This is a genomic window from Neisseria sp. 23W00296, assembly GCF_044772855.1.
Classification (GTDB): domain Bacteria; phylum Pseudomonadota; class Gammaproteobacteria; order Burkholderiales; family Neisseriaceae; genus Neisseria.
This window is the reverse complement of sequence record NZ_CP173024.1, coordinates 202405-222422: the sequence shown is the minus strand read 5'-3', so window position 1 is coordinate 222422 and position 20018 is coordinate 202405. Positions and strand designations below refer to the sequence as shown.

General features: G+C 59.4%; 27 protein-coding genes and 1 CRISPR repeat array. Of the genes, 8 read left to right on the top strand and 19 right to left on the bottom strand.

Translation table 11 applies throughout. From position 1 onward, the window contains the following. Positions 1-2 precede the first annotated feature (2 nt). The 4 genes from ACG2K1_RS01185 to ACG2K1_RS01170 all read left to right on the top strand — a co-directional run bounded on the left by ACG2K1_RS01185 (position 3) and on the right by ACG2K1_RS01170 (position 3219). Entirely contained in the window at positions 3-914 is a 912-nt protein-coding gene (locus tag ACG2K1_RS01185; protein ID WP_094030830.1) for a MoxR family ATPase, read from the top strand. Next, positions 898-1839, top strand: a complete 942-nt coding sequence (locus ACG2K1_RS01180; RefSeq protein ID WP_395428944.1) for a DUF58 domain-containing protein — start codon at positions 898-900, stop codon at positions 1837-1839. The genes ACG2K1_RS01185 and ACG2K1_RS01180 overlap by 17 nt, the downstream gene beginning before the upstream one ends. A gap of 318 nt (positions 1840-2157) precedes the next feature. After that, the gene (locus tag ACG2K1_RS01175) at positions 2158-2613 is read left to right on the top strand and encodes a hypothetical protein (protein ID WP_009427637.1); all 456 of its coding nucleotides are present in this window, start codon (positions 2158-2160) and stop codon (positions 2611-2613) included. A gap of 63 nt (positions 2614-2676) precedes the next feature. Next, positions 2677-3219, top strand: a complete 543-nt coding sequence (locus tag ACG2K1_RS01170) for a hypothetical protein (RefSeq protein WP_009427636.1) — start codon at positions 2677-2679, stop codon at positions 3217-3219. A gap of 115 nt (positions 3220-3334) precedes the next feature. Next, positions 3335-5010: a CRISPR direct-repeat array (repeat unit 32 nt; unit sequence GTTTCAACACTCAGCCGCCCGAAGGCGGCTGC). A gap of 189 nt (positions 5011-5199) precedes the next feature. On the opposite strand, the gene cas2 is transcribed toward ACG2K1_RS01170, so the two are convergent. The 19 genes from cas2 to ACG2K1_RS01075 form a co-directional block, all read right to left on the bottom strand. Next, positions 5200-5493 (bottom strand): CRISPR-associated endonuclease Cas2, encoded by a 294-nt coding sequence (gene cas2, locus ACG2K1_RS01165; protein ID WP_009427630.1) that lies wholly within the window; start codon positions 5491-5493, stop codon positions 5200-5202. Between the two features lie 42 nt (positions 5494-5535). Beyond that, positions 5536-6549: a type I-C CRISPR-associated endonuclease Cas1c gene (gene cas1c / locus ACG2K1_RS01160; RefSeq protein WP_395428943.1), complete on the bottom strand. Its 1014-nt coding sequence runs from the start codon at positions 6547-6549 to the stop codon at positions 5536-5538. Positions 6550-6893: 344 nt separating this feature from the next. Continuing rightward, entirely contained in the window at positions 6894-7550 is a 657-nt protein-coding gene (gene cas4, locus ACG2K1_RS01155) for a CRISPR-associated protein Cas4 (RefSeq protein ID WP_395428942.1), read from the bottom strand. Between the two features lie 117 nt (positions 7551-7667). Beyond that, positions 7668-8111, bottom strand: a complete 444-nt coding sequence (locus ACG2K1_RS01150; RefSeq protein ID WP_395428941.1) for a phage virion morphogenesis protein — start codon at positions 8109-8111, stop codon at positions 7668-7670. A 3-nt stretch (positions 8112-8114) separates the two neighbouring features. Further along, positions 8115-9020, bottom strand: coding sequence for a phage minor head protein (locus tag ACG2K1_RS01145; RefSeq protein ID WP_395428940.1), 906 nt, complete (start codon positions 9018-9020; stop codon positions 8115-8117). After that, positions 9017-10519, bottom strand: coding sequence for a DUF935 domain-containing protein (locus ACG2K1_RS01140; protein ID WP_395428939.1), 1503 nt, complete (start codon positions 10517-10519; stop codon positions 9017-9019). Before ACG2K1_RS01140 ends, ACG2K1_RS01145 begins: the two co-directional genes overlap by 4 nt. Positions 10520-10576: 57 nt before the next feature. Beyond that, complete coding sequence (locus ACG2K1_RS01135; RefSeq protein ID WP_395428938.1) at positions 10577-12091, bottom strand: terminase large subunit domain-containing protein; 1515 nt, start codon at positions 12089-12091, stop codon at positions 10577-10579. Continuing rightward, entirely contained in the window at positions 12088-12633 is a 546-nt protein-coding gene (locus tag ACG2K1_RS01130; RefSeq protein WP_395428937.1) for a DUF3486 family protein, read from the bottom strand. Before ACG2K1_RS01130 ends, ACG2K1_RS01135 begins: the two co-directional genes overlap by 4 nt. Before the next feature lies 1 nt (position 12634). Next, on the bottom strand, positions 12635-12940 hold the full coding sequence (locus ACG2K1_RS01125; protein WP_049256753.1) for a hypothetical protein: 306 nt from the start codon (positions 12938-12940) through the stop codon (positions 12635-12637). After that, on the bottom strand, positions 12937-13260 hold the full coding sequence (locus tag ACG2K1_RS01120; protein ID WP_040659594.1) for a hypothetical protein: 324 nt from the start codon (positions 13258-13260) through the stop codon (positions 12937-12939). Before ACG2K1_RS01120 ends, ACG2K1_RS01125 begins: the two co-directional genes overlap by 4 nt. A gap of 2 nt (positions 13261-13262) precedes the next feature. Further along, on the bottom strand, positions 13263-13472 hold the full coding sequence (locus ACG2K1_RS01115) for a TraR/DksA family transcriptional regulator (RefSeq protein WP_395428936.1): 210 nt from the start codon (positions 13470-13472) through the stop codon (positions 13263-13265). After that, entirely contained in the window at positions 13469-13645 is a 177-nt protein-coding gene (locus ACG2K1_RS01110) for a hypothetical protein (protein ID WP_395428935.1), read from the bottom strand. Before ACG2K1_RS01110 ends, ACG2K1_RS01115 begins: the two co-directional genes overlap by 4 nt. Before the next feature lie 19 nt (positions 13646-13664). Continuing rightward, positions 13665-14093: a hypothetical protein gene (locus ACG2K1_RS01105; RefSeq protein ID WP_395428934.1), complete on the bottom strand. Its 429-nt coding sequence runs from the start codon at positions 14091-14093 to the stop codon at positions 13665-13667. Continuing rightward, the gene (locus ACG2K1_RS01100; protein WP_395428933.1) at positions 14071-14331 is read right to left on the bottom strand and encodes a hypothetical protein; all 261 of its coding nucleotides are present in this window, start codon (positions 14329-14331) and stop codon (positions 14071-14073) included. The genes ACG2K1_RS01105 and ACG2K1_RS01100 overlap by 23 nt, the downstream gene beginning before the upstream one ends. Then, complete coding sequence (locus ACG2K1_RS01095) at positions 14331-14861, bottom strand: N-acetylmuramoyl-L-alanine amidase (protein WP_395428932.1); 531 nt, start codon at positions 14859-14861, stop codon at positions 14331-14333. Before ACG2K1_RS01095 ends, ACG2K1_RS01100 begins: the two co-directional genes overlap by 1 nt. Positions 14862-14990: 129 nt before the next feature. Next, positions 14991-15245 (bottom strand): hypothetical protein, encoded by a 255-nt coding sequence (locus ACG2K1_RS01090; protein ID WP_395428931.1) that lies wholly within the window; start codon positions 15243-15245, stop codon positions 14991-14993. A gap of 9 nt (positions 15246-15254) precedes the next feature. Continuing rightward, positions 15255-15842 (bottom strand): hypothetical protein, encoded by a 588-nt coding sequence (locus ACG2K1_RS01085; protein WP_395428930.1) that lies wholly within the window; start codon positions 15840-15842, stop codon positions 15255-15257. Positions 15843-15850: 8 nt separating this feature from the next. Then, positions 15851-16081, bottom strand: coding sequence for an excalibur calcium-binding domain-containing protein (locus ACG2K1_RS01080; RefSeq protein WP_315361196.1), 231 nt, complete (start codon positions 16079-16081; stop codon positions 15851-15853). A gap of 14 nt (positions 16082-16095) precedes the next feature. Next, on the bottom strand, positions 16096-16734 hold the full coding sequence (locus ACG2K1_RS01075) for a S24 family peptidase (RefSeq protein WP_395428929.1): 639 nt from the start codon (positions 16732-16734) through the stop codon (positions 16096-16098). A 126-nt stretch (positions 16735-16860) separates the two neighbouring features. Between ACG2K1_RS01075 and ACG2K1_RS01070 the strand changes: the two genes are divergently transcribed. The 4 genes from ACG2K1_RS01070 to ACG2K1_RS01055 are packed head-to-tail and all read left to right on the top strand — an operon-like array spanning position 16861 to position 20011. Further along, positions 16861-17046 carry a DNA-binding protein gene (locus tag ACG2K1_RS01070; RefSeq protein WP_395428928.1) on the top strand — a complete coding sequence of 62 codons (186 nt, stop codon included), beginning with the start codon at positions 16861-16863 and terminating at the stop codon, positions 17044-17046. Further along, a complete protein-coding gene (locus ACG2K1_RS01065) occupies positions 17043-17333 on the top strand; it encodes a helix-turn-helix domain-containing protein (protein ID WP_395428927.1) in 291 nt (96 codons plus the stop codon). Before ACG2K1_RS01070 ends, ACG2K1_RS01065 begins: the two co-directional genes overlap by 4 nt. 44 nt (positions 17334-17377) lie before the next feature. Then, on the top strand, positions 17378-18232 hold the full coding sequence (locus ACG2K1_RS01060; RefSeq protein ID WP_395428926.1) for a DUF3102 domain-containing protein: 855 nt from the start codon (positions 17378-17380) through the stop codon (positions 18230-18232). A 3-nt stretch (positions 18233-18235) separates the two neighbouring features. Then, positions 18236-20011 (top strand): transposase, encoded by a 1776-nt coding sequence (locus tag ACG2K1_RS01055; RefSeq protein WP_395428925.1) that lies wholly within the window; start codon positions 18236-18238, stop codon positions 20009-20011. Positions 20012-20018: the final 7 nt, after the last annotated feature.

Here is a 20018-nt window from a genome sequence, read left to right as displayed (position 1 = left end):
ATATGACAGACAACATACAGGCCGCGCTTGCGCAGCTCAACCGGCTCATTTTAGGCAAAGAAGCCGTTTTGAAACAACTGATGGCCTGCATCCTCGCCGACGGCCACGTCCTGCTCGAAGACGTGCCCGGCGTCGGCAAAACCACGCTGGCGCACGGTTTGGCGGCGGTACTGGGCCTGGGTTACCGCCGCGTCCAGTTCACCAACGACATGATGCCCTCCGACCTCTTGGGCGTAAGCGTCTACCTCCCGAACGACGGCAAATTCGAGTTCCACCCCGGCCCCGTGTTCCATTCCTTCCTGCTGGCCGACGAAATCAACCGCGCCTCGCCCAAGCTGCAATCCGCCCTTCTCGAAGCCATGGAAGAGCGGCAGGTGTCGGCCGACGGCAAAACCTACCGCCTGCCGCAGCCCTTTATCGTCGTCGCCACGCAAAACCCGACCGAGCAGCTCGGCACCTTCCCCCTGCCCGAATCGCAGCTCGACCGCTTTATGATGCGCCTGAGCATGGGTTATCCCGCGCCCGAAGCGGAAAAAACGCTCTACCTCCAAGGCGACCGCCGCAACGCCCTGCCGCAGATTCAGGCCGTCTGCAACGCCGAAACCCTGCGCGGCTGGCAGCAGCATGCAGCGCATGTGCGTTTTGCCCAGGCCGCCGCCGACTATGTTTACCGCCTCGTCGAAGCGACGCGCCGCCCGGGGCAGTTTGTCACCGGCCTGAGCCCGCGCGCCGGGCTGGCGGTGGTAAACGCCGCCAAGGCTTGGGCGTTTATGCACGGACGCGGCCATGTGCTGCCCGACGACATCAAGGCCGTGTGGGTTTCCGTTGCCAACCACCGTTTGCAGCCCGTGCAGCAGGGCGCAAGCTCGGCGCAACTTCTCGCAGGCATCCTCAGCCATGTGGCCGTTCAGTAAACCCGTTCAAGCGGCCTCCGTCAGCCGCTCGCCCACCCTCGCCGCCATCCGCTGCCGCCCGACGCGGCCGGGCGTCGGCCTGCTCGCCGTCGTCGGCCTGCTGTGGCTGGTCGGCGTCAACTATCAGGTCAACCTTGCCTACGTCGCCGCCTTCTGGCTGTTTGGTTTTCTGATGGTCGGCGTGCTGCTCAACCTGCGCCAGCTCCTCGCCCTGCAAATCGACGTCGCCATGCCGCAGGAAGTGTTTGCGGGACAAAACGCCGTATTGCGGCTCACCGCAGACCACGGCGGCCGCAGCCGCTTCCTCTGGCTGTGCAGCGAAGACGACTATCTGGCACAGAGGCCGTCTGAAAACATCTGGCAGCCCTGGCGCATCGGCAAAAGCGGCGGCGCATACGAGTGGCGCATTCCCGCCCTGCTGCGCGGCCGCCTGCGCGTGCCGCCGCTGCGCACCGCCTCCGTCGCCCCCTTCGGCCTCACCGTATCGCAATGCGTGTGGCACTGGCCGAGCGACGCCGTCGTCTACCCCGCCCCCATCGACCACGCGCCGCCCGCCGCCGCCCCGCGCGACAGCGGCGAAAGCACGGAGCGCCGCCCCGCGCAGGGCGGCGACGAACCCGCCTATTTGCAGCCACACCAAGACGGCATGCCCGTGCAGCACATCGCCTGGAAAGCCTACGCCAAAACCGGCGAAATGCTGGCGAAACGCTTTGAAGAAGAAGCACCCGCAGCCGACAACCACATCATCTCCTACCGCGACTACCCGGCCGGCACGCCGAAAGACCGGCTCGCCGGCTTCCTGTGCCGCCGCGTCCTTGACGCCGAGCGCAGCGGCGCGCCCTACATTCTCGAACTGCCGCAGCGCACCGTCGCCCCGCAAAACGGCCAGCGCGAAATCTGCCTGACCGCCCTGGCCTTGTGGTAAACGGTTTGAGGCCGTCTGAAAGCCGTTTTTCCGTTTTCAGACGGCCTCGGAATAAGGCAGCCAAAAATTCGACAGTCATTTCGGAGCTTCACTGGAATTTGACTTGGAAATCCTATGCCCGTCGGCAGCCGCCGCCGATGCGGATTTTCTCGACGCATTCAGATTTGCCGGCGGCAGGGCGTGTTGACATTCAACTTTTGAAGCGGATTTTGCGGCATAAAACGGCAGATGCAAGGCGAAAATGCGAGCCTATGTGTCCATAGGCGAGTATTTTCAACGCGGCAGATGCCGTTTTAGGACGGAAAAGCCGCCAAAACGTTGAGTGTCGACACGCCCAAGTTTCCCCGTTCCTACCGCCTGTTTGCACAACGCTACGGCTGGGGCAGGACATTGGGCAATTTTCTCATCTATCTGCCTGCAGACGCCGCCTGCGATTCGTGGCAGCAGATGCGCGAAGCCGTCAAATCCGCCTATCTCGACGATTTGGCAGACTATGCGGACTACTACCCCGACGACATCGTGCAACTGATGGCACGGACAGAACCGTTTGCCCGCAGCGAATCGGGTTTCTTCCTGTTTTGGGACACCGCAAGCGGCGCCGGCCGCGACGAGTTCGACATTTACGCCACCGATTTTGTCGGCGGCTTCCATCTCTTGGGTAGCGATCTGCCCGAAATGTTCCGCAACCTGACGCGGCATGGCAGCGTATTGCAAGCCTGCTTCAACCGCGAACCCTTCCCCAACACCTTTGAGGGCTTTGACGGGATTGCCTGACAGGGGAAAGGCCGTCTGAAAGCCGCTTTTGCGTTTTCAGACGGCCTCAAACCGATAAAGCACATGAAGAAACCAATGGATTTTGCCCAAACCAATCTGTTACTCGAACAATATATCAACGGCACGCTGCAAAAATACGACCTGTTGTTCTGCCTTTTCGGCGGCAACGGGCGCGAAGTACCGCCGCAGGAGCGCAGCCGTTTCCTGCTCGAATACCTGCACCGCGTCACCGAAACGCAAAACGGCGGCGGTGCGGAATACGCGGTTATCCTGCATGAAGTGTTGTCGTGCAAAGACCCGCAGACGCTCGCCGCGTTCCAAAAACTGCTGGCGCAAGACTGGCACGAACGGCATGAAGACATCGTGACGCTGCTGGCCGAATGTCCGTCCGAATCGTCACTGCCGCACCTCGTCAAAGCCTTTGCTTTCGACCCGCCGTATGCCGACCGCTACCCCTTACAGAAAAAAATCATGTGGGCGGTATACCGCATCGCAGCAGGCGGCAGACGTGGCGCAGAAATCCTGCAGCCGCTGGCCAAATCGGCCGCACCCGAGCTGCAAAAAGAGTTCCGGCAGTTTGCCAGCAACATTGTCGCCAAGCCGTGAACGGTTTGCAAACGGAGGCCGTCTGAATGTTTTTCAGACGGCCTTTGGATTATTGCGCTAGATGTCAAAGATAATTCCCACCCACACAGCAACTATTACGCCATGATAAGCGAAGTTTCAACATAACAACTGCTTGAAGGCAGCTGCCACAACCACCACCCACCGCCGCAAAAAGCATTGCTTTTCAACACACAGCCGCCCGAATGCGGCTGCCCGACGACTTTGCCCGCCTAAACATCGACGGCCGCGTTTCAACACACAGCCGCCCGAAGGCGGCTGCGCCCTGGTTGACGACGGTTTTGAGGGCGATGGTGTTTCAACACACAGCCGCCCGAAGGCGGCTGCCTGCCCGCCGGTAAAGCCCATGCAGAGGTTTCAACACACAGCCGCCCGAAGGCGGCTGCTGCGACGGTGCAGCAGGACAGGTAGCAGCGCAGGTTTCAACACACAGCCGCCCGAAGGCGGCTGCGGGCGGCGGCTTCGGCCTTTTGCCTTGAGTGGCCGTTTCAACACTCAGCCGCCCGAAGGCGGCTGCCGCGGGAACTGTTTGGCCATGACAACCATGGCCTGTTTCAACACTCAGCCGCCCGAAGGCGGCTGCCGTCCGATTCCGATTGTGCGCTGCGTCCAAATGTTTCAACACTCAGCCGCCCGAAGGCGACTGCTTCGTGGCTTCGGTAAATTTCAACACCTCTTCCTGCGTTTCAACACTCAGCCGCCCGAAGGCGGCTGCCGACGGTGCAGAACAGGGGCAACGGGATTGCGGCGTTTCAACACTCAGCCGCCCGAAGGCGGCTGCCACGCTTTCGGAGGTGGCGGAAGAGAACGCGGCGTTTCAACACTCAGCCGCCCGAAGGCGGCTGCCCCAACTTGCGCTTGGTTTTAATGTGCTTTGTCGTTTCAACACTCAGCCGCCCGAAGGCGGCTGCTAAACAAAGCATTCATTCCGTAAAAAAAATAGTCGTTTCAACACTCAGCCGCCCGAAGGCGGCTGCCCATCTCGTTCGCCACGCCCCTTAGGGCTACGCGGTTTCAACACTCAGCCGCCCGAAGGCGGCTGCTTCGGGCGTTTGCCGTTGGCTTTGAGGCGGGCTGTGTTTCAACACTCAGCCGCCCGAAGGCGGCTGCTCGCGCACCTCGATTTCTTCCCAATCCGGCGCGCCGTTTCAACACTCAGCCGCCCGAAGGCGGCTGCGTAACAGCCACCTTTGACCGACCCTTTGCCAAAGTTTCAACACTCAGCCGCCCGAAGGCGGCTGCCGCTGCCATTTTTAATTAACAACGAAATAGTCGGCGTTTCAACACTCAGCCGCCCGAAGGCGGCTGCAAAATCGAGCTAAAAAATATACATGTAATTGTAAAGTTTCAACACTCAGCCGCCCGAAGGCGGCTGCGTTAAACATTAACACAAGCTGCCTTATATATTTGTTTCAACACTCAGCCGCCCGAAGGCGGCTGCGGCTTGTTTTAGCTTATTAAAGCGTACGTCGTCGTCGTTTCAACACTCAGCCGCCCGAAGGCGGCTGCCACACGCAAATCCCGTGGCGCGGCAAACCCGCAGTTTCAACACTCAGCCGCCCGAAGGCGGCTGCCAACCGAGGCGGCAAGGACGCGGTACAGTTGTTTGTTTCAACACTCAGCCGCCCGAAGGCGGCTGCTCTTTCCAGCCTGCCTGCTCTGCGGTGTCGTCGTTGTTTCAACACTCAGCCGCCCGAAGGCGGCTGCGATACATCACCCCGTCTTCAACGGCAGGACATGGGTTTCAACACTCAGCCGCCCGAAGGCGGCTGCTGCCTTTTGCGGAACGCCCGCCAATTCAGGCTTTGAGGCCTGTTATTCGCCAACGTCGCCGCAAAAGTGCAGTGGGGGCGAGTATAGCACAGCCTTTATGCGCACCCGCCCGATAATTTCCTGATTGTTAAAGAACTGTCCCTTATCGCCAACCTGCCCGCGTTTCGGTGCGAACCGCAGGTTGGCGATTCACACCACCAGCGTGTCCTGAAACACGTCAAGCGCCGGTTTGGCGCCGTGGTGTTCGACTTTGCGCCGCCAGCGGCTGCCGAGATGGTAGAAACGCAGGCTGTCGGTTTCGGGGTTGTAGGTGTCCAGCAGCTTGGCTTTCAGTTTCACCCATTGGTCGGGCGCGATGTCGCATTCGAACACGGAATACTGCACGCGCGTGCCGTAGTCCAGGCAGTGTTTGGCGATGCGGTTGAGCCGCGCGGCGCCGGCGGGGTCTTGCAGGGAAATGTCGTAGGTAATCAGCATCAGCATGGCGGTTCTTTCAGGCTGCCTGAAGGCCGTCTGAAAACGGGTTCAGCGCATTAAAAACGGCGGATATTCGGCCAGATCGCCGCGCAGGTGGCGGGCGAGCAGCATGGCTTGGATGTGCGGCAGCAGGCCGATTTCCACTTCTTCCTGCAAAAACGGGTGGACGATTTTTTCCTGTTTTTTGCTTTGCAGACTGTGAAACAGCCGTTTGCGCGCGTCGTCTTTCAGGCTGACGGCACCGCTGCTTTCGCACACGAAGTCGTCTGTTTTGAGCTGGCCGCGGTTAATCAGGCTGAGAGCAAGACGGTCTGCCCACCAGGCGCGGAATTCTTCCAGTATGTCTTGGGCGAGGCTGTCGCGGCCGGGGCGGTCGGCGTGGAGAAAGCCCGCCTGCGGATCAAGCCCGACGCCTTGCAGTGCACCGCTGATTTCTTTGCCGATAACGCTGTACAGCAGCGACAGCAGGGCGTTGACGGCATCGCGCGGCGGGCGGCGGTTGCGACCGTTGAAAGCAAAGCCGCTGCCCTCGCGGATCAGGCTGCCAAACACGGCAAAATAACGCGCGGCGGCGTCGCCTTCGATGCCGCGCACCCAATCGAGCGAGTCGGCGCGTTTAAGCTGACGCAGGCTGCTGTTGAGCGCGGCAACGGCATCCTGAATATCTTCGCTGCCGCCGTGGTTGCGCAAACGGCGTTGCAGCACGCGCTTGGAAGCCTGGATTTTGGCGGCAACAATATTGCGGGCAACGGGAACGGGATTACGCTCGGATTGGCGGTACTGCTCGCGCCGCAGCAGGATGTTGCCGCTCTGCCGCCCCTGCAAACGCCCAAGATAGCGGCCGTTTTCGGTGAAAAAGGCGAGATTGACGCCGTTTTCGCCGCAAAAGCCCATCAGAAACGGCGACACCAGCACGTTGCCGAAGCAGAAAATATGGCCGATGGCGTGCACCGGCAGTTGCGCGACTTTTTTGCGCTCGCGCTCGACCACCAGCGTTTCACGCTCTTTGTGCAGATAGCTGCCCTGGCCGGTGATGTAAAGCGTGTTTTGCAGCTTGCGCATGGCGGATGCTCGCTTGACGGCGGCAGGCCGTCTGAAAGGAAAGGGGATGGGGACGGTTTTTGCAGGGCGGAAACGGATGGGCAGCCTGCAAGCACGTTTGCGCCGTATCGGGTTTTCAGACGGCCTTTTGCCTTCTTTTCAGGCTGCTTTTCGGTGTGGCGCCGTTTTTCCGCTGCACAGTTCAGGCCGTCTGAACGGTTTGGCTTGTGCGGCAGCCTGAGAGCGAACTTGCGCCGTATCAGGCTTTCAGGCTGCCTTTCTCTGGTTCTATTAGGGCAGCCTGAAAGTTAAGGCCGTCTGAATAGTTGAACTATGCGGCAGCCTGAAAATATTTGGAACAGCTTTCAGGCTGTTTCCGAATCCGCATCGTCTGCCGCTTCGTCGTCTGCGGTGTCGAACAGGGCGGCAGCGTAGCGGCGGGAACGGTCGCGGGACAGCAGCTTGGGCTGGCAGATTTCTGCCAGCGAACACGCCTTGCAGCGTTTGCCGTATTCGGGCGGCGGCGTTTTACCGCCGGCGAGCAGTTCACGCACGGCGGCGACGGTTTGCAGGGTTTGTTCGCGCAGGCCGTCTGAAAACACCACCGGCACGCGGTGGCGGGTTTGCCCGTACCACAGCGCGCCTTCGGCGACCGTCTGCCCGCTCATTTCTTCCAGGCATAAAGCCTGCGCGCAAAGCTGGATTTCGTCGCAAACATCCGGCTTGGGGCGGCCGCGCTTGTATTCAACAGGTTTCAGGCTGCCCGAACGCAAATCGCGCTCGACCATATCCAATACGCCGTGAATGCCCAGCCGCTCCGCCGCCACATGCACGCTGCGCTCAAAACGCACGCCCTTTCGGGTTTCCGGCTCGCCAGAATCGACGCGCTCATGCAACACCCTGCCCTGCGCAGTGAGAAAATTCTCCGCCCACGCCTGCTCGTTGTGAATCAGCGCACATTGGCGCGGACAGAAGGCGTAGTGTTGCAGGGTGAAACCCCTTGAGATAAATCCCCGCCCCATTCTGCAATAAATGGGATAAGGCGGGATGAGAAAGGATTTGGCGGGATGGCGGCAATGAAATGGTGTTGCACACAGTGAAACAAAAGTAAGCGGGCGGATTTTGCCCGCTTTTGTGTTTTACAGCCCGCGCGTCAGAGCGTCTAGGGCAACTTGCAGGATGTTCTCTTCGGCTCGGTGTTGGAGTTTGCCGTCACTGTTCATCGGTAAGTAGGGACGGGCAGGGATGTGTACTTTTTTGTTGCGCCCCGCCTTGCCACCCAAATGATGGATGGCGGCATATACTTTGTTGCTGCCGATGCGGGCGTAGCCGTTGCCTGCTTTACTTTCGATACTTGCCGCCAGTTGGCCGCTCTTTTGCAGGGTCTTGCCGCCGTTCTCTGCCGCACGGCGGCTTTGCGGCCATTTTTCGTTGCCCCAGCTTTCGTTTTCAAAATTGTCTTCGGTCAGGCTGAGCAATTCGGCGGCGATGCCGCGCATCATCGGGCGGGTGTCGCGGGCGTTGGCCAGCAGCCGTCCCAATCCGGCTTCTACCTGCGAAATATCCAAGTTGATATTCAGCATCTTCTATCCTTCCAGCAGTTTCTTTATCCACGCCAGCGCCGCTGCGTCGAGCACCCGGCTGAATCTGTCGTTTTCCATCATCTTTTTCAGTGCAACCCGTGCAATCTCGGGATGGACGGCCTGTGCTTTGTCCACAGCAAGCCGTGCGGTGCGTTCCAGTAGGCTTTTGCCCGGGTTGCTGTTGAATCCGGCGTTTGGGGCGACGAATTTTCCGTTTATGCGGATGCCGGTGCGTTGGGCGTAGCGCTCTTCGCCGGTGTAACGGTTTTCGCCGATGTCCACGGTTTGGGTTTCGAGTTCGGGAGACGGCAGTACCCGCCCTTCGCCCCGACTGCGCGACAGCGGGCGCACACGGCAGCGGCAGCGGTAGTCGAGCGGCGGATACAGGGTATCCCATATCGGATCGTCGGCGTCATAGACACGTCCGTGCATCAGGCGGTGGCTTTCGCGGGTGCGCTCGTCGTTCACTGCCACATATTCCCAATAAGGATGGGTGGCGGTAGCGGCCTTCATTTCGACATAGCGTCCGGCCATATAGGCAGACTGCATATTGGTCAGGTAGATGGTTTTCAGGCGGTGCGGACTGCCCAGCTGCACGGACTGGATGTCACCGGTGTCGGGATTGGGTACTTCCTGCCTGCCCCACCAGCCTTTGGCCTGCAATACGGGGGTCAGCTCCCGACGGAACTGATCGAAAGTTTGTCCGCGTTCGGCTGCTTTGACGACGGCGGTATAGATGTCGTTGGCCACGTCCATACCGGCGGTTTTGGCAACGGTAAACGCGGCGGTGTGGGCATCATCCAGCATATCCTGCCAATCCCACGATACGGCGACGCCTTTCTGCTTTAAATAGATGACGGCAGTTTCAGGCTGCATGCCGAACACGGCTTTGATGTCTGCGTCATTCATACGGCCAGCTCCTGCCGCGCTTCGATGCGGCCGACCAGTTCGGATAGAAAGATTAGCCGTGCCAGCTCGTTTTGCAGAGCCGTGTCATCCAAGTTGGGATAAGCAGCGGTCAAGCTGTCCAGCAGCTGTTCCGGCGGCATGCCCTGCTGCAGGTTGTCCACAAATGCGGCAGTCAGCTCGCGCCCCTGTGTATTCAGGCTGCCTGCATCGGGCGCGAGACTGTCGATCACCGTGCCTGCATCGGGCGGCAGCGCGGATTCGGCAAAGTCGGCAGCGGTTTTCAGGCTGCCCTGCGGGTTGTGACCGTCTTCAACAGCAATTCCGGCGATGTCTTCGTCGCTCAGGTTGTACACCCGCTTCCAATAGGCTTCGCTGAATTTTACGCCGCAGCCGGTAAGGATTTGGTCGCGCTCGGCCTGCTCTTTGCCGCCTTCGGCGGTCTCGTACAACACGAAACGCGGGCGCTGGGCGTCGCCGAAGTTGAATGCGCATACCCAGTCGATTAACTCATTGATGCAGCCTTCGACGATGCGGCAGTCGTTGTCGCGGATGTCGCGGGTGACTTCCAAGCCTGCGGCGGCGCTGGCGTGGTTGGTGTCTTTTTCGGTGGACATGTCCTGCCCGAGCAGGGCGATGGCGATTTCCGATCGGCAGTAGCGGATAAAGCGCTCGTACACATCCGCGCTGCCCTGCTTGCCTGCGGCTTCTTTGATTTCGACGCTGCTGTCATTCGGAATCGAAGCCACGGCGTTGCCGATGAGCTGCTCCAAGGCATCGAGCAGCTTTTCGGTGTCGGCGGGCGTGTTGCTGCGCGGCTCTTTGCCGATAATCCACGGCGCGCCGAACTTCTCGGCAAACTCCGCCCAGAATTTCAGGCCGCCGCGCTTGAAGACAGTCGGCCAGTACACGCTGGCCAAGTCGCCCGTGCCGTAGGGATTTTGGTAAGTGGCGTTGTGGGTGGGGCAGAGAAATTTGAAATCGGGTACGGGTTCGTTTTTCAGGCTGCCTGAAAAGCTGTCTGAAATATACAGCCATCCTTCGTCGTCAAAATGAAACCACTCCTGCGGCTTGGCGGTAATCTCGCGCGGCAGCCATACGCTGCCCTGCTGCCACACCACTTCCAAAGGTTGATAACCGAACAGCGCGGCATCGAGTATCTGGCCGATGAGTTTGTACAAGTCCAAACCATCGAGCAGCGCGGATACGGTGTCGGCCACTTTGGGCGGCACGCCGTCATCATCGAGCCGCCAGTCCATGCCGGCCACGGCGGCTTTGCGGCGGCGCACATGGCCTGCGACCACGGGGTCGGCCAGCAGCTCGCGGTAGACGGCGATGTTTCTGCCGAGCTTTTTGAGTACGGGGTCGGGGTTGGCCAGCCAGCCGCCGAAACCGGCCGCCCCCATAAAGCGGCGGGCAACGGCCAGATGGGCGGTCAGGTTTTCAGGCTGCAGGGTAACGCTGCCGGCGGTGGTTTTAAGTTTGAAATGCGGTTTGGACATGGCGGGATTCTTTCAGAGTGCGCAGCCTCCCGTCATCGGGACGGCCTTGGGTTGGGTTTAATAGCCGCCGGTAAAGCGGCTGCGCCTTCGGATGTTGCGGCCGGATACGCGCACGGGGCCGGTGTTGAGCTCGCGGCTGGCGTAATGCGCCAACACAAAAGCAATGGCGGCATCGCCGTGGCGTTTGCGGCCGTCTTGGCCTTTGCTGCGCGTGTCGGGAATGCGCGGCACGCCGCGCACCAGTTCGAAGGCGCGCAAATCGTTCAGGATGTCTTCGTCGCGCGGCAGGCCGGTGAGCGTACCGTCTTCCAGCGCGGCTTTGAATGGCGCGGTGTGGGTGCGGTACCAGTTTTCCGACAGCATCACGGCATCGACCAGCTCCGCGCCAAATTCGTCGCGCACGGCTTCGGCCAGCGATTGGCCGTTGCCGCGCGCATCCAGCGCCGCGCCGCGCAGATTGGGCAGGCCGTGCAGCAGGTGTTTGATAATCTGCTCCTGCTGGGCAAAGGGCATATTGCCCAGCTCCAACACAAACGGTGGCTTTAAGGCCAAATCGCGCTGCTGCAACAGCGGCACGATGACGGTGCGGTCGCCCGATCGGGCGAAGTCTTCGCCGACAAAGCTCACGCGCGTTGCGTCCAAGCCATCAAGCAGCGGTTGCAGGGTGTCGGCTATCCAGTCAGCCACTTCGGCGGCGCGGCGCGGCTCGGGCATAAGGCCGAAATCGTCGGTTTGGTCGTAGCGGACAACGGGCGTGTAGGGACTCATGCGGCTTTCGATTAAGGCGCGGTTGAGCCATTTGCCGCCGCCGTTTTTCGGGATGCAATCCAGCTCTTCGCTGGCGTCTTCGCCGTAGAAATCGCGGATTTCTTTGCACCATGCCGCTTCGCCCTCACTCGTCCATTCGCGCCCCAAACGCAGGCAGATGCGGCGGTAAAGGCCGTCTGAAACGGCTTCGTCAAAGGTAATGCGGTGGATGGAATAGGGTTTCTTGCCGGCGCGGATGTCGGTAATCAGCTCATTGAACGGGTTGTCCACGCCGTCGTGGGTGGAAATGATGTGTACCTGCCCGCCCCACATCAGCAAGGCCATTGCGGCTTTGAGCAACTCGGAGAGCTGCTCGTGGAAGGCGGCTTCGTCGATGATTACGCGGCCTTGTTTGCCGCGCAGGTTGCTGGGGCGGCTGGACAAGGCGGTAACGCGCCAGCCGGAAGCGAAGCGGATAACAAAGGCCAATACGGATTTTTTGTCGTCGCCCTCGACAAACACTTCCTCGGTTTCTTCGATTTCGCCGGCGGCCAGGTTGTAAAACTTTGCCCAGTTGGCGCAGTCGCGGATAAATTCGAGCGCCATGTCTTTGTTGTAGCCGATATACCAGGCATCCATGCCTTTTTCGGATGCGGCCAGTAAGGCGGTGTCGGCGGCTTCGCCCCAGCTCAGGCCGATACGGCGCGACTTTTCGCACAGCTTCACGGGCGATTGGTCGGCGCACCAGCGCTGCTGGTAGGGCAACAAGGCCGCAGGCGTGCGGTCTTCGGTTTTTTCAGGCTGCCTGATTTCAGACGGCATCATGATGCGATCCCTAAAATCTGTTTGCGGATGGCTTCGGCGGCTTCATCGGAGAGGCCGCCTTTTTTCGCCTGCTTGGCCGCGTCTTCGGCCACGGCGGCCACTTTGGCTTTCACTTTCGCCTGATATTCTTTCAGGCGGGTGCTGGCCGATACCAGTCCGGCGATGCGCTTTGCGCCTTCGCTCATCAAATCGAAACGGGCAACCGGCGACAGCTCGTCGTCGTTGATTTCGCCGATCTGCACCAAAGAATCGAACAGCTCGGTCTGCACCATTGCCATCAGGGCTTCGCTGCGGGTATCGCCTTCGTCGGCCGCGCCTTCGGCAATCAGGCGCGCGGCTTCGGTACTGGCCTTGATGGACGCAAAACGCCGCTCGACCTTCTGGCCGTAGCGGTGGACGGCGGAACGGCTGACTTCGTAACCCTGCGCGTTCAGCCAATCGGTCAGCTCGGTGTAATTGGCAAAGCCGTTCTCCGACAGCCTGCGCTCGAGCGCGTGGCGGATGTCTTCGGGCAGGGTATCGATTGCGCTGCGTTTGGCCATCTCATCCCTCCCAGTATTTTTCGGGGCGGGCAATGCCCGGATAGCACTCGACGGTGTATTCGGCAATATCCACGCCCAGACTGGTCAGATCGGCAAACCACATGCCCGAGGGCTGCTTGTTCAGCTCCACCATTTTGCGGTCGGCCAGATAGTCGAGCTGCTGGCGCAATTCGAGCGCGGTGGCGTCGGGGTAGATGCCGCGCATCACGTCGAGCAGAAACACTTCGCTGGTGGTGTAGGGGCGGGCTTTGTGCAGGGTGTTGACCAAGTGCCAGCGCATGCCTTCGCGGCGGGCTTTTTCGTTCATTTTTTCTGGCTTTCCATTTTGTAGAGGTCGGTAAGGGTTTTTTGGATGCTGTCCATCTTGGCTTCGAGTATGGCCTGGTTGCGGATGTAGTCGTCGCGCAGCACATATTTTTCCGGCAGCAGCGCTTTTTGCTCGGCAAACTGGTTTTCCAGCTGCTCCACTTTTTCGTGCAGCCGCGCCTGCTGCTTGTGCCGCTCTTCCTGCTGGGCTTGGAACTGGCCGAGCAGCATTTTGCCGAAGGCGAAACAGATGCCGAGAAAGGAGAGCAGAAAGCTGACGAGCTGCCAAAACTCAATGCTGATAAAGGTTTTGTTGTCCATGTTTACGGCCATCCGTGCTCGAAATATTCCTGACAGACAATGCAGCGCGTGCAGCCTGAAACGGCTTTGCGCCGCGCTTCGGGTATCGGTTCGCCGCAGTCTTCGCAATGGCTCAGGCTGCCCCGGTTTTCAGACGGCCTTTGGTGTTTGGCCAGCGCTTCGGCCAGCAGCTCCGCTTCGCGCTCGGATGCGCGGTCGATGATGTCGCTCATTCGGTTTTCACCCCCCGCCGGTACCACGCCTGCCAGCCCGATACTTGGGCTTCGAGCTTTTGGCAGTAGCCGCCGTATTGCACGGCGTGGTTTAGCAGCTGTTCGGGTGAGCCGCCGGCCGGGCGCGCGGGGCGCTCGTGTTCGACCAGCAGCCCAAAGGGGGCGGACGGCATTTCGGGTACGGCTACCGTTTTAATCGGCGCTGTAGCCGAAGGCTTGGCGGTAGAGGCGCAGGCTGTCAGCACCAAGGCCGCCAAAGCAGCGGCCGTCTGCATTGTCTTTGCGTATCGCATGGGGTATCTCCTGCCGGATGGCGTGTTGTTTTTGCTCCAAGCTGCGTTCGGTTGCGGCAAGACGGGCGGACTGCGCTTGGGCATAGTCAAACCAGCGCTGCTTTTCGGCAGCGGCGGCGGCCAGCTTGGCGGAATATTCCTGCTCGGCTTTCAGGCGGGCGGCATCATGCGCCTGCTGTGTTTGGGCGGATTCCAGCTTGGCGGCGGCATCGCGTTTCAAATAACCGGCGCGGTAGCTGTAAGCGGCCAGCGCGGCAGCCAGCAGCAGCGGCAGCGCGGTTTTCAGGCTGCCCGCCAGCAGCGCTTTACTCGGTATCGGCAGCATCATTTTTAGCCTCCGTGCGGATTTGCTCGATTTGCGGGACGGCGGCAATGCCGCGCTTAATCAGGGCGTAGCCGCCGACCATCGCGCCGTAGCACCACCACATCCATTCGGCGGATTCGCCGGCGGTGGCGAATTTGTAGGTCATCAGCGCGGCGGCGATGTTCGCCCACAGTTTGCTGTGCGACAGCGCGCCGGTAGCGGGATTGGTGAACAGACCGGCAAACGGTTTGAGCAGCTTCATCACTTGCCCGCCTCTGCCGCAATGGCCGCCGCAATGGCGCGGCAAATCGGCCATTTGCACTGTTTCCAAGTCGCAAGGTCGGCATCGTTGGAAATAAAAAACGGCTCGAAGATGATGCCGCCGTGCTGTGCGTAGGCCAGACGGCTGTGCTGGCCGGCGTTGTCCGGCTTGTAGCCGCCATCGCCGCGCAGTTTCCAGCCGCTCACATCGGCCACTGCCTTGCACAAACGCTGGCAGGCTGCTTTGTGTTTGGGTAAGGCCAGTGCTTCGATGCCGGTGGCCTGTTTTGACACAGCGGCATTGGTGTGAAACTCGACGGCCAAAGTGCTGCCGGCAATCAGTTTGACCGCCTCGCGTAAAGGCAGGTTGCCCTTGCCCTCGCCGTCGGTTTTAACGGATAGGCCGTAGTCGCTTTTCAGGATGGCGGCGACGATATTGCGCATGTCCTGCGCAATATCCGCCTCGCGGTCGGAGCCGTTGACGGCGCCCGGGTCGGTGTTGCTGTGTCCAGCTGTGAGTGTGATGTGCATAAAAAACTCCCGTATCAGATGGCGGCATCTTAGATACGGGAGTGGTTTCGGGCTTTTAAACGGCTTTAAAAACCGGCGCGCGCAGCAAAAAGGCAGCCTGAAACGGTTTTCAGGCTGCCTTGACCTTAGTCAGGAAAAGCTGTCGGCAATATCCTCCGGCACTTGGCCTATCTGCCGCAGCAGCACGGTTTTGCCCATTTCGCCGCTGTCTTCGTCATATTCCTGCGACACGGCCACCACCCCGTCAAACTTTTCCGCCATCCGTTCGGCGCGGCGCAGGGCGTCGTCTTCGTAATTGAACTGCATCGGCTTTTCGGGCTTTAACACGATCTGGCCTTTGATTTTCTGCAAAACAAAGGGCTGGACGATATAGGTGGTTTTCATAAGGCACTCCTATTCGGGTTGGGCAGTCAGTACCACGCTGGGCAGGTTGGTGACGGTTACCTTGTAAGTGACGCCGCCGCGCGAGAAAACCGCTGTTGGCTCGCGGCCTTGATTGTGATCGGATACCGCCCGTTCTATTTGGTAGGCGGTGTCTTTTGCCAGCGTCCGGTCTTCGGGTGCGGTTGCCGCCATCAAAACGGCGGCAGCGGCCGACAACTGTTTGGCTTTCTTCGGTTCGGTATCGCTGTGCCAGATGACACGCAGATTGAGCATGTTCCCGGCGGCATCAGTTTGGGCAATCACATCCAAGCCTTCAGGATAATGGTGCGCCACTTTCCATATGCTCGGCTCATCCGGTACGGCGGCAGGTTCGATGTTTTCCGGCAGCGACAAACCCAGCTTGTTTGCCTTTAAGGCGGCGTTGGCTGCGCTGCGGTAGGCGGCATAACCCAGCAGCAGGGTTGCTTTCGGCTCCGCAGGCGCGGATGCTGCGGCGGACGCTTCTGCAGGCGCAGGGCTTGCCGGTGTTTCAGAGTGGTTCTGCTGCCCGCCGCAGGCCGCCAGCAGCAGGCAGGTGAGGAATAAGGCTTTGTTCATCGGCTATCCTAGCGTTTCGATTTGGGGCAGTTTTTACCGCTGCCGCCGGGGTTGCAGTCGCAGGCGCGGCCGTCGCCGTCTCGGTCGAGGCTTTTCCAGCCGGTTTCACCCGCCGCCTTGCGTGCTTCGTAGTATTTCTGCGCGGCCTGCTGGGTGGGGAAATCTTTGCAGGTTTTAGCAGAGGCGGGAGCGGCGGTGCAGGCCATGATGCAGGCCGCCGCGAATAAAGTCTTTTTCATTTGTATTCCTTGAATCAAGAAATGTCTTTGGAAACATTGACCACCTGGCCGATGATTTCGACATCATGGTGGTTTTCTTCTGTCAGTATCATCGGCGGGTAGGTATCGTTGTCGCTAATCAACAGCAGGCTGTTGCCAATCTGCCTCTGGATGCGTTTTACCCACAAGGTGTCTGCACTGCGGAGAACGTAGATATGCCCGTCCCGTGGTACGTTTTGCGACATATCTATCAAGAGTGTGTCTCCACTGCCGATGGTTGGATCCATACTGTCCCCGTGCGCCTGAACGCAGCACAAATCCTTTGGTTTCAAACCGCGGGCGTGCAGCCAGTCTTTGCGGAAAGCCAGATAAGAGTCCGGTTCGTATACGCCCTGTCCGGTTCTGCCGAAGCCAGCAGATACTTTGACATCGTAAAAAGGCACCATCTCAAATTCATCGTTGGCAGCCTGAATGTCATCGGGATACTTTCCAGTCAAAATAAATTGGACATTCAAACCAAAATCCAAAAAATCCATGATTTGAAGTGCATTCGGATAGGATTTTTCGTTCTCCCAATTCCAAATCGTGTTTTTCTTTACGCCTAATTTTTCAGCCAAATCTTCCTGACTCATTTGATTTTTAAGGCGTTCTTTTTTTAATCGCTCACCAAACATAGAAAATTCCAAAAAAATTTAAACAAAACTCTTGCTAGTCCAAATTTATTTGGATAGAATAGCAACAACTTTACAACAATGTTGTAAGCATTTTTGGATTCTATCACGGATTATTGGGAGATATAAGTGAACGCCGAAAAAGTGAAAAAGCGGTTCAAGGACCGCGGGGAAACCATCAAGGCATGGAGTGAAGAGCGCGGCTACGACTATCACTATGTGTCGCGGATTTTGAACGGTGGTGTTAAGGCAAATCGAGGCAAGGCGCATGAAATTGCCGTTGCGCTCGGCCTGAAAGAGCAGGTGGCATCATGAGCGGTAAAGGACAAAGGGTACTGCGGGTATTCAAAGCACTGGAAGCGCACCCGCTGATCGGTTTGTCCAATAAGGACATCGCCGACGGGCTGGGGCTGACGGCCACGCAGGTGAGCCGTGATTTGGACGATCTGATTGCGGAGGGGCTGGCGGTAAAGCTAGACAACGGCAATTTCGCCTACAGCATCAAAACGCTGCAAATCGCCGAGCGGTTCCGCAAACAGCAGGAGCGGCTGCAAAGCAAGGTGCAGGAAATCGGCAGCCGTGTGGACAGCGGCAGTTTTTAGAAATTGAAATGTGACGACGTCGTCACTTTTGGAGTGAAAGAAACATGAGCCAAGAAATTATCGAGCGCGAAGTAGTTGCCAATAGCAACCACGCTGCCATGCACAGCGTGATGGTGATGGAGCAGTGGGGAAACGGTGAAACCTATAACGAAGCGACTTGGGTCGAACGTGCCAGACAGGCTGCTTATAAAACGATGGAAGGAATGTTCGAGCTGGGGCGCGCGCTGATTGTGCTGAAAGAGCATACCGAACACGGCCGCTTCCGTGCGCTGGCCGAACAGGAACTCGGCATCCATTACCGCGAAGCCGCGCGGCTGATGGCTGCCACCCAGCGGTTTGCTACACCGCAGATGCAGAAAGCCGCTCCCAAGCTGCTGGGTTTGGGCAAATCCAAACTGCTGGAACTCTTGGTGGAAGAAGACGTAACCCTAACCGGCTTGGCGGACGGCGAAGAGGTGAACGGCATGACGCTGGACGATGTCGACCGCATGACCGTGAAAGAGTTGCGGCTTGCCCTGCGCGAGAGCCGGGACACTGCAGAAGCCAAAGACAAACTGATCGCCGACAAGAGCCGAAAAATCGACGAATTGGCTGAGAAGCTGACCAAAAAACAAGGCAGCCTGAAAGAGCCCGCGCCTGCCGATGTCGGCAGCGAGCTGTCCATGCAGCTGGGCAGCTTGGAAGTGGGCATCCGCTCGCAGGTGAGCCGCCTGAAAGAGATGTTCGAGCAGATGAGCGCGCACGGCGAAGCGCACGGTTTCGACCATGCACCGGCAATGGTGGGCAGCCTGAACCAAATCATCCGCGACTGCGAGCTGCTGCGCGAGCAGTTTGCCCTGCCGCGCGAAGCGCCGACCGATGCCAAACCGGCATGGCTGGGCGATGGCGACGGGGAGTAAGCGATGAATCCCGCCTTAACCGAAAAACTGGCTGCCGTGTCGCGCCATGCCGAGACCTTGGGGCGCGGCGAGAAAACGGCCTATCTGAAACGGCAGGCCGAAGAGCTGGGCATCAGCGCGGCCACGCTCTACCGCAGGCTGGAAGCGGTGGCGGTAAAACCGAGCCGCAAGCGGCGCAGCGATGCGGGCAAATCGGAGCTGCCGCTGGCTGAAGCCAAGCTGATTTCGGCGGTGCTGATGGAAGCAATGCGGCGCAACGGCAAACGGCTGATGACGGTCGCCCGCGCGGTGGAAATGCTGCGCGCCAACGGGCAAATCGAAGCGTGCCGCATCGATACGGAAACGGGCGAAGTGTTGCCGCTATCGGAAAGCACGATAGCCCGCGCGCTGCGCGAATACCGGCTGCACCCCGACCAGCTTTTGCAGCCCGCGCCGGTCAACCGCATGAAGTCGGAGCACCCGAACCACTGCTGGCAGATTGACCCGAGCCTGTGCGTACTCTACTACCTGCCGCGCCATGGCGACGACAGCGGCCTGCGGGTGATGAAGCAGGAGGAGTTTTACAAAAACAAGCCGAAAAATGTGGAGCGCATCGAAAACGACCGCGTGTGGCGCTACACCGGCACCGACCACGCCAGCGGCACGATTATCGCCCGCTACTACTTCGGCGGCGAAACCAGCGCGAATCTGTGTGATTTTTTCATCTACATGATGCAGGCCAAGGCAGACGTACTCAAAGACCCTTTTCGCGGCGTGCCGCGCATGGTGATGCTCGACCCGGGCAGCGCGAATACTTCGGCGGCGTTTAAGAATCTGTGCAAAGCATTGGATGTGCATGTGCAGATTAACAAGCCGGGCAATCCGCGCGCCAAGGGACAGGTGGAAAAAGGCAACGACATTGTCGAAACCGCCTTTGAAAGCGGCCTGCGCTTTACCGAAGTGTCCGATATCGACCGCCTGAATGCGCTGGCCGAGCGCTGGATGCGCTACTACAACGGCACGCAGATTCACAGCCGCCACGGTCTGACCCGTTATCAGGCATGGAACAAAATCAAGGCCGAGCAGCTGATTCTGCCGCCGCCTGCCGACTACTGCCGCGAGCTGGCGGTATCCGCGCCCAAAGAAGCGAAGGTATCGAGCGATTTGGAAATCAGGTTCAACGGCCGCTATTACAGCGTGAAAGACATTCCGCACGTGTTGGTCGGCCAGAAGCTCTTGGTAGCCAAAAACCCGTGGGAAACCGACGGCGCGCGCATCGCCACCTACGATGCGGAGGGCAACGAAATCTGGCAGGCCGTGCCGCAGGTGGTGTTTGACGAAATGGGCTTCAGAGCCGACGCGGCTGTGATTGGCAAAGAGTACAAAGGCCAAGCGGAAACCGCCGCGCAGCAGCACGCCAAGGAGCTGGACAAACTGGCGATGCAGGCCGACACGCTGGAAGCGGCGGCGGCCAAACGCAAGGGCAAGGCCGTTCCCTTCGGCGGGCAGATCGACCCCTACAAGCATCAGGAAGACACGCTGGCGGTCAGCAACACGCTGTATATGCCCAAGCGCGGGCAGCAGATGGAATACAACCGCATGGAAGTGCGCGAGCAGATTCTGAGCAAGGTGGAGCTGGCCAAGCTCTTGAAACCGCGTATCGAAGCGGCAGGCGGCAACTGGGACACCGCTGTGAAAATCCTGATGCGCGAATACCCCGACGGCGCGCCGTCGAGCGAAACCGAAGCAGTGTATGAGCGCATCAGCCGCCGCAGCCATTTGAGAACCGTCAACGGATAAGGAGTTA

Coding starts and splice junctions, on each gene's coding strand:
- ACG2K1_RS01185 (WP_094030830.1), top strand. CDS start 3: ATGACAGACAACATACAGGCCGCGCTTGCGCAGCTCAACCGGCTCATT.
- ACG2K1_RS01180 (WP_395428944.1), top strand. CDS start 898: ATGTGGCCGTTCAGTAAACCCGTTCAAGCGGCCTCCGTCAGCCGCTCG.
- ACG2K1_RS01170 (WP_009427636.1), top strand. CDS start 2,677: ATGAAGAAACCAATGGATTTTGCCCAAACCAATCTGTTACTCGAACAA.
- cas2 (WP_009427630.1), bottom strand. CDS start 5,493: ATGCTGATGCTGATTACCTACGACATTTCCCTGCAAGACCCCGCCGGC.
- cas1c (WP_395428943.1), bottom strand. CDS start 6,549: ATGCGCAAGCTGCAAAACACGCTTTACATCACCGGCCAGGGCAGCTAT.
- cas4 (WP_395428942.1), bottom strand. CDS start 7,550: ATGGGGCGGGGATTTATCTCAAGGGGTTTCACCCTGCAACACTACGCC.
- ACG2K1_RS01150 (WP_395428941.1), bottom strand. CDS start 8,111: ATGCTGAATATCAACTTGGATATTTCGCAGGTAGAAGCCGGATTGGGA.
- ACG2K1_RS01145 (WP_395428940.1), bottom strand. CDS start 9,020: ATGAATGACGCAGACATCAAAGCCGTGTTCGGCATGCAGCCTGAAACT.
- ACG2K1_RS01140 (WP_395428939.1), bottom strand. CDS start 10,519: ATGTCCAAACCGCATTTCAAACTTAAAACCACCGCCGGCAGCGTTACC.
- ACG2K1_RS01135 (WP_395428938.1), bottom strand. CDS start 12,091: ATGATGCCGTCTGAAATCAGGCAGCCTGAAAAAACCGAAGACCGCACG.
- ACG2K1_RS01130 (WP_395428937.1), bottom strand. CDS start 12,633: ATGGCCAAACGCAGCGCAATCGATACCCTGCCCGAAGACATCCGCCAC.
- ACG2K1_RS01125 (WP_049256753.1), bottom strand. CDS start 12,940: ATGAACGAAAAAGCCCGCCGCGAAGGCATGCGCTGGCACTTGGTCAAC.
- ACG2K1_RS01120 (WP_040659594.1), bottom strand. CDS start 13,260: ATGGACAACAAAACCTTTATCAGCATTGAGTTTTGGCAGCTCGTCAGC.
- ACG2K1_RS01115 (WP_395428936.1), bottom strand. CDS start 13,472: ATGAGCGACATCATCGACCGCGCATCCGAGCGCGAAGCGGAGCTGCTG.
- ACG2K1_RS01110 (WP_395428935.1), bottom strand. CDS start 13,645: ATGCCGTCCGCCCCCTTTGGGCTGCTGGTCGAACACGAGCGCCCCGCG.
- ACG2K1_RS01105 (WP_395428934.1), bottom strand. CDS start 14,093: ATGATGCTGCCGATACCGAGTAAAGCGCTGCTGGCGGGCAGCCTGAAA.
- ACG2K1_RS01100 (WP_395428933.1), bottom strand. CDS start 14,331: ATGAAGCTGCTCAAACCGTTTGCCGGTCTGTTCACCAATCCCGCTACC.
- ACG2K1_RS01095 (WP_395428932.1), bottom strand. CDS start 14,861: ATGCACATCACACTCACAGCTGGACACAGCAACACCGACCCGGGCGCC.
- ACG2K1_RS01090 (WP_395428931.1), bottom strand. CDS start 15,245: ATGAAAACCACCTATATCGTCCAGCCCTTTGTTTTGCAGAAAATCAAA.
- ACG2K1_RS01085 (WP_395428930.1), bottom strand. CDS start 15,842: ATGAACAAAGCCTTATTCCTCACCTGCCTGCTGCTGGCGGCCTGCGGC.
- ACG2K1_RS01080 (WP_315361196.1), bottom strand. CDS start 16,081: ATGAAAAAGACTTTATTCGCGGCGGCCTGCATCATGGCCTGCACCGCC.
- ACG2K1_RS01075 (WP_395428929.1), bottom strand. CDS start 16,734: ATGTTTGGTGAGCGATTAAAAAAAGAACGCCTTAAAAATCAAATGAGT.
- ACG2K1_RS01065 (WP_395428927.1), top strand. CDS start 17,043: ATGAGCGGTAAAGGACAAAGGGTACTGCGGGTATTCAAAGCACTGGAA.
- ACG2K1_RS01060 (WP_395428926.1), top strand. CDS start 17,378: ATGAGCCAAGAAATTATCGAGCGCGAAGTAGTTGCCAATAGCAACCAC.
- ACG2K1_RS01055 (WP_395428925.1), top strand. CDS start 18,236: ATGAATCCCGCCTTAACCGAAAAACTGGCTGCCGTGTCGCGCCATGCC.